Source organism: Paracoccus sp. (in: a-proteobacteria) (assembly GCF_046462195.1).
GTDB lineage: Bacteria > Pseudomonadota > Alphaproteobacteria > Rhodobacterales > Rhodobacteraceae > Paracoccus.
The window spans coordinates 1-6,130 of sequence record NZ_JBKGUN010000253.1; the positions used below are offsets into that span (position 1 = coordinate 1).

Below are 6,130 nucleotides of genomic sequence, written 5' to 3' on the forward strand. Positions count from 1 at the left end.
GTGGATCGTTGCAGACCCACCTTGGCACATCAGATGCCGTCGGGGGGCGGTCACATCATCAACGCCCAGAGGATGCCCCAAACACCCGGCCCGCTTAATCTTTGACGATTTCCGGCATGGCTCTGCAGAGTGCCTCTTCACTCGCATGCGGGCGGAGGTGCCGTACCAGTCAGGAAAGCTGATCCCGGGACATGAGCTAACTGACGTGACCCACAAGCATCACTATCGGTAAGGCGACACGATCGAGATGATGCGCGACTACATCAATTGGATTGACGTCGACTGCTCGCGGATATTGTGCCCCTTCGAAATTCTCAGCGACACGGCTGTCCACAGGCATTCTTCGATGGGAAGCAGGCATGACGATGTGTGGAAAAACGACTATGAGACCACGCGCGGCCCACGCGGCAGATCAGGAACAGAAACCGATGGAGAACGACGCCACGAATATCCGCGCGATCAACCCCGCCTTCAACGATATCCATGGCCACGCTGTTATCGTGCCTGAGAAGGAAGGAGACACGACCCTTGAGTTCCTCATCAAAACGGCTGTCCCAGCGCTCGATGCGCTCTGCCTCCACACGCATGCCAGCGCGGACGACAACGACCGCCGGGAGGCCTTTGTCCGCATCCGGTCCGCCTGCTTGGGTGGTCTGGCTGGTGGAATGCTGGGACTGCGGCATGGTCCCGATCGCCAGCAATTGGCACCGTGTCCACCATCCGAACCTACCGGACCGCACTGGAGATGGAAGGCGTGGAGTGACTGTGGCGTCATCACTAGGCCGGTGCTTGAACTGTGGTGCAACTCGCGGACGTCGATATAGAGTGTGAAGAGTTGCCGGACGGTGATGCGAGGGTGCGTGTCGAAGAATGGTAAGCCTCCCTCGCGCGCATCAGGTGGTAAGAGAGGCTATCCTTTTTACATCAGTCCCATGACTGATGCAGTGTCCTGTGCTGAGTTCATGCTTTCCCTGTTCTACAGGCGTTCCATAGCAGTAAATTCAGCATAACCGCCCGATTATCCAAGCCTATAGTTCGGCGACTCGCGCGTGATCTGGACATCGTGGACGTGGCTTTCCTTCAGCCCCGCGCCGGTGATGCGGACGAACTGGCAATTCTGGCGCATTTCGGCCACGGTGGCGCAGCCGGTATAGCCCATGGCCGCCCGCAGTCCGCCGACCAGCTGATGGATGACCGCATTGGCCGTGCCCTTGTAAGGCACCTGGCCTTCGATGCCCTCGGGCACAAGCTTGTCGCTTGCTGCATCCTTCTGGAAATACCGGTCGGCCGAACCGCGCGCCATGGCGCCCAGCGAGCCCATGCCGCGATAGCTCTTGAAGCTGCGGCCCTGGTAAAGGATCACCTCACCAGGGCTTTCATCGGTGCCGGCGATGGCACTGCCGACCATGGCGCAGCTGGCGCCCGCCGCGATAGCCTTGGCGAAATCGCCCGAGAACTTGATGCCGCCATCCGCGATGATCGGCACGTCGCCCGCCGCCGAGGCCGCATCCATGATCGCCGTCAGCTGCGGCACGCCCACGCCTGCCACGATCCGCGTCGTGCAGATCGAGCCCGGCCCGATGCCGACTTTGACCGCATCGGCACCTGCGTCGATCAGGGCGCGGGTCGCCTCGGCCGTGGCCACGTTGCCCGCGACCACCTGCACGTTGTTGGACAGCGCCTTGACCCGCTCGACCGCGCGCGCCACGCCCGCGGAATGTCCATGAGCCGTGTCGATCACGACCATGTCGACGCCTGCGTCGATCAGCGCCTGACTGCGTTCGAACCCGTCCTCGCCCACGGTCGACGCGGCGGCGACCCGCAGCCGCCCCAGGTCGTCCTTGCAGGCCAAGGGATTCAGCACAGCCTTTTCGGTATCCTTCAACGTCAACAGGCCCGTCAGCTTGCCCTGCCCGTCCGTCACCAGCAGCTTCTCGATCCGACGAGCCTTCATCAGGCTGATCGCCTCGGCACGGTCGGCGGGCTCGCGTAGGATCGCCAGGTTGTCGGCGCTCATCATGGCGCGAACCGGAGTGCGGTCGTCGCTGGCAAAGCGCATGTCGCGGTTGGTCACGATGCCGACGACGCGTCCGTCCTCGTCCACCACCGGGAAACCGGTGACGTTGTAGCGGTCCTGGAACGCCTTGGCATCGGCCAGGGTCTGATCGGGCGTCAAGGTGATCGGGTTGTAGACGATGCCGCTTTCGAACCGCTTGACGCGGCGGACCTCGTCGGCCTGCTGCTCGGTCGTCAGGTTGCGATGGATCACGCCCATGCCCCCTGCCTGAGCCAGCGCGATCGCCATGCGGCTTTCGGTGACCGTGTCCATGGCCGAGGACAGAAGCGGGATGTTCATCCGGATCGCCTTGGTGACGAAGGTCGTCACGTCGGCCGTCGACGGCAGCACCGTCGAGGCGGCCGGCACCAGAAGAACATCGTCAAAGGTGAGAGCCTCACGAATCTGCATGGGGGTATCCTTGCGTCAATTCCGTTTGGCAGTTTCCCCTTTCACGCGCCGCGCCCTTTGTCCAGCCCGCACGATGCACAGGCGGCGCGTTGCAAGAAGGACACGCAACCTATGCGAGACTCGAAGCGAACGCCACGTTAGTGCGCGTGATGATTGATCGGTGACAACACTGCGCTAATCTGATGCCGGGCGCTAGGCTCAGGGAGGATACCATGAAAAAAGCATTGACGGGTGCCGCGGCGTTGATGATGGGGGCTTCTCCCCTGCTGGCCGGCGGCATCGAACGGGCCCCGCAGTCGCTGACGGCCTTGTTCGAGGAAGGCAACTATGTCGAACTGAGCTTTGGTGGCGTCGATCCGACGGTCGAGGGCGTGGATGCGGCAGGCTTTCGCACTGGCGACGTGGCGCAGGGCTATGGCTTTGCAGGCCTGTCCTACAAGCATCAGTTCACGCCCAGCTTTTCTGGCGCCATCATCATCGAGCAGCCCTTCGGCGCTGACATCCGCTATCCTGCCCCGGCCGGTCCCGGGGCGGACGGATCGGTCCTGCTGGGCGGCACATTCGCGCGGGTCGAATCCACCACCTTCACCGCGCTTGCCCGCTATGAGTTCCAGAACAACTTCTCGGTCCATGGCGGCATCCGCGGCTCTCGTGCAGAGGGTGAAGTCGGCCTGAACGGCCTCGCCTATGGCCCAGTTTCCGGTTACGATGTCGATCTGGAAGCCAGCACCGGTTTCGGCTGGACGGGGGGCGTGGCCTGGGAACGCCCCGACATCGCCGCCCGCGTCTCGCTGACCTACAACTCCAAGATCGACCACGACTTCGACACGACGGAACGCGGTCCGCTGGTCGATCCTGACGGCGATGGCCCGTTGCCGCCGCTGCCGCTGCTGGTCGGGACCTCGACCACGACCGTCTCGACGCCCGAAAGCTGGAACCTGGAGTTTCAGAGCGGCGTCGCGGCGGACACGCTCGTCTTTGGCTCGATCCGTTGGGTCGACTGGAGTTCGTTCCGGGTTGACCCTGCACGTTTCGTGACCGTGAGCGGCGGGGGCTTGGTGGATCTGGAAGACACGACAACCTACACGCTTGGCGTCGGGCGGCGCTTCACGGACGCCTGGTCTGGTTCGGCCTCGTTCACCTTCGAAAAGGAAGGAAACGACCTGGTCTCACCTCTCGCACCAACGAATGGCCGCAAGGGGATAACACTGGCCGCCATCTATACGCGCGGGCCGATGAAGATCACCACCGGGGTCAACTATACCAAGCTGGGCGATGCAAGCCCCGAGACAGGAACGCCCGACACCGCCCGTGCGCGCATGGAAGACAGCGAAGCCTGGGGCGCCGGCATTCGCGTCGGCTACAGCTTCTGATCCTGCACAAGCATGGCTGGCGGCTCCGTCTCTGACGGGGCCGTTCTGCCTTGCGCCTGCCGATGGGATCGGTGTCAGTACCGGGCGAATGGGGATTTCCCTGACTGCAGCGGGCGGGATCGCCGTCGGGGGCCTTTCCAAGGGTCGGCCGCCTGATTACCTAGGGGCGCGGCGCAAGGAAGGGACAGCCAATGATCTATCGCAGCGCGGAAGAATGGCGGGCGGCGCCCTCCAAGCGGATCGTGCTTTTCGGCATGTCGGGGCTGGGCAAGACCCATCTTGCCTCGATGCTGCGCGAGACGAGAACATGGTTTCATTATTCCGTCGATTACCGCATCGGCACCCGCTACATGGGCGAATATATCGCCGACAACTTCAAGCGCGAGGCGATGAAGGTCCCGTTCCTGCGCGACCTGCTGATGTCGGACAGCGTTTACATCGCCAGCAACATCACGTTCGACAACCTGGCGCCTCTTTCGACCTATCTGGGCAAGCCCGGCAGCGAAAGCCGAGGCGGTCTGCCCTTTGACGAATATTGCCTGCGGCAGAACCAGCACCGCCGGGCCGAGATCGCCGCCTTGCTGGACACGCGCGACTTCATGGACCGGGCGCGCGACATTTATGGTCTACCCAACTTTGTCTGCGACAGCGGCGGCTCGATCTGCGAGGTCGTGGACCCGGAAGATCCCGACGACCCTGTCCTGACGGCGCTGTCGCGCGACCTGCTGCTGGTCTGGATCAAGGGCAGCGACGCCCATACGGCCGAACTGGTCCGCCGCTTTGACCGCGCGCCCAAACCGATGTATTACCAGCCGCAGTTCCTGGAACGCGCCTGGATCGCCTATCGCGTCGAAAAGGGGCTGGAGGCGGCGCAGGTCAATCCCGACGACTTCATCCGCTGGACCTATGCCCGCGCACTGGCCCACCGCCAACCCCGTTATGCCGCAATGGCACGCCGCGGCGTCACGATCACCGCCGAGGAAGTTTCCGAGGTCCGGTCGCCGCATGACCTGAGCGAACTGATCGCGCGCGCCATCGCGCGCAAGGAAGACCCAGCCGAAGGGCGCAAGAAAGACTGAGCCATGCCGATCACGCTGAACGAGAACCTGCCCGCCTATCGCATCCTTTCGGACGAAGGGGTGATGGTCATGTCGCCGGGCCGGGCCGCCACCCAGGATATCCGCCCGCTGCGGATCGGGCTTCTGAACCTGATGCCCAAGAAGATCCAGACCGAGAACCAGTTCGCGCGCGTGATCGGGGCTACGCCCCTGCAGATCGACTTTCAGCTGATCCGGATGTCGGATCACGAAAGCCGCAACACGGCCGCCGACCATCTGGAAAATTTCTATCGTCCTTTCCGAGATGTCGAGGCGACGGGTGAAAAATTCGACGGGTTGATCATCACCGGCGCACCCGTCGAGCATCTGCCCTTCGAGCAGGTGACCTATTGGGACGAGCTCGAACGTGTCTTTGCCTGGACGCAGACCCATGTGCATTCCACCTTTGGCGTTTGCTGGGGCGGAATGGCCATGGCCTGGCATTTCCACGGTCTGCCCAAGCATCTTCTGCCCGCCAAGGCGTTCGGCTGTTTCCGGCACAGGAACCTCGCGCCCGCTTCGCCGTATCTGCGGGGGTTTTCCGACGATGTGCTGGTGCCCGTCAGCCGTTGGACCGAGGTTCGCCAGCAGGATGTGGACGCGCGCCCTGCCCTGACGACCCTGTTGGCCAGTGCCGATGCCGGGCCCTGCCTGCTGGCCGACCCGGGGCACCGCGCGCTTTATGTCTTCAACCATTTCGAATATGACAGCACGACGCTGAAGGACGAATTCGACCGCGACGTTTCGGCAAAAAAGCCGGTCATGGTCCCCGCGAATTACTACCCCGACGACAACCCGGACCTGCAGCCCTTGAATCGCTGGCGCAGCCATGCTCACCTGCTTTACGGGAACTGGATCAACGAGATCTATCAGACGACATGGTATGACATGTCGCGCATCGGAGAAGGATGAGCATGGCCGAACCGGACCTGCCGCTGGTCGGCCAGATCAGCGATTATCTGAAAACGGGCGCCCCTTCCGCCGTTCGCAAGACCTTGGAAAAAGCGGGGCGCAAGGACCTGCTGGACCCCGACTTTCCTTATCGCGAGGAAATGGACAAGGACGGGTACGAGGCGCATATGGCCGCGCTTCAGTTGCAGCTTGTGCGGATGATGCATGACGTCATCGAGACCGGCAAACGGGTCGTGGTGCTGTTCGAAGGACGGGATGGTGCCGCCCTTGCCGGCCGCATC

General features: G+C 62.9%; 5 protein-coding genes and 1 pseudogene. 4 read left to right on the forward strand and 2 right to left on the reverse strand.

What is annotated here, in order from left to right; genetic code table 11:
• Positions 1–314: 314 nt before the first annotated feature.
• Complete coding sequence (locus ACLHHB_RS15650; RefSeq protein ID WP_410219212.1) at positions 315–683, reverse strand: hypothetical protein; 369 nt, start codon at positions 681–683, stop codon at positions 315–317.
• A 335-nt stretch (positions 684–1,018) separates the two neighbouring features.
• Positions 1,019–2,467, reverse strand: coding sequence for an IMP dehydrogenase (gene guaB, locus ACLHHB_RS15655; protein WP_410219213.1), 1,449 nt, complete (start codon positions 2,465–2,467; stop codon positions 1,019–1,021).
• A gap of 212 nt (positions 2,468–2,679) precedes the next feature.
• Here guaB and ACLHHB_RS15660 point away from each other — a divergent pair, with 212 nt between their 5' ends.
• The 4 genes and pseudogenes from ACLHHB_RS15660 to ACLHHB_RS15675 form a co-directional block, all read left to right on the forward strand.
• Entirely contained in the window at positions 2,680–3,840 is a 1,161-nt protein-coding gene (locus tag ACLHHB_RS15660; RefSeq protein ID WP_410219214.1) for an OmpP1/FadL family transporter, read from the forward strand.
• 191 nt (positions 3,841–4,031) lie between these two features.
• The gene (locus tag ACLHHB_RS15665) at positions 4,032–4,919 is read left to right on the forward strand and encodes an ATPase (RefSeq protein ID WP_410219215.1); all 888 of its coding nucleotides are present in this window, start codon (positions 4,032–4,034) and stop codon (positions 4,917–4,919) included.
• 3 nt (positions 4,920–4,922) lie between these two features.
• Positions 4,923–5,849 (forward strand): homoserine O-succinyltransferase, encoded by a 927-nt coding sequence (metA, locus tag ACLHHB_RS15670; protein WP_410219216.1) that lies wholly within the window; start codon positions 4,923–4,925, stop codon positions 5,847–5,849.
• A gap of 2 nt (positions 5,850–5,851) precedes the next feature.
• A pseudogene (locus ACLHHB_RS15675) lies at positions 5,852–6,130 on the forward strand (polyphosphate kinase 2); the annotation flags it as partial.

What these genes read in the sequence shown, in the direction of transcription:
- ACLHHB_RS15650 (WP_410219212.1), bottom strand. Translation starts at nt 683, where the DNA reads ATGCCGCAGTCCCAGCATTCCACCAGCCAGACCACCCAAGCAGGCGGA.
- guaB (WP_410219213.1), bottom strand. Translation starts at nt 2,467, where the DNA reads ATGCAGATTCGTGAGGCTCTCACCTTTGACGATGTTCTTCTGGTGCCG.
- ACLHHB_RS15660 (WP_410219214.1), top strand. Translation starts at nt 2,680, where the DNA reads ATGAAAAAAGCATTGACGGGTGCCGCGGCGTTGATGATGGGGGCTTCT.
- ACLHHB_RS15665 (WP_410219215.1), top strand. Translation starts at nt 4,032, where the DNA reads ATGATCTATCGCAGCGCGGAAGAATGGCGGGCGGCGCCCTCCAAGCGG.
- metA (WP_410219216.1), top strand. Translation starts at nt 4,923, where the DNA reads ATGCCGATCACGCTGAACGAGAACCTGCCCGCCTATCGCATCCTTTCG.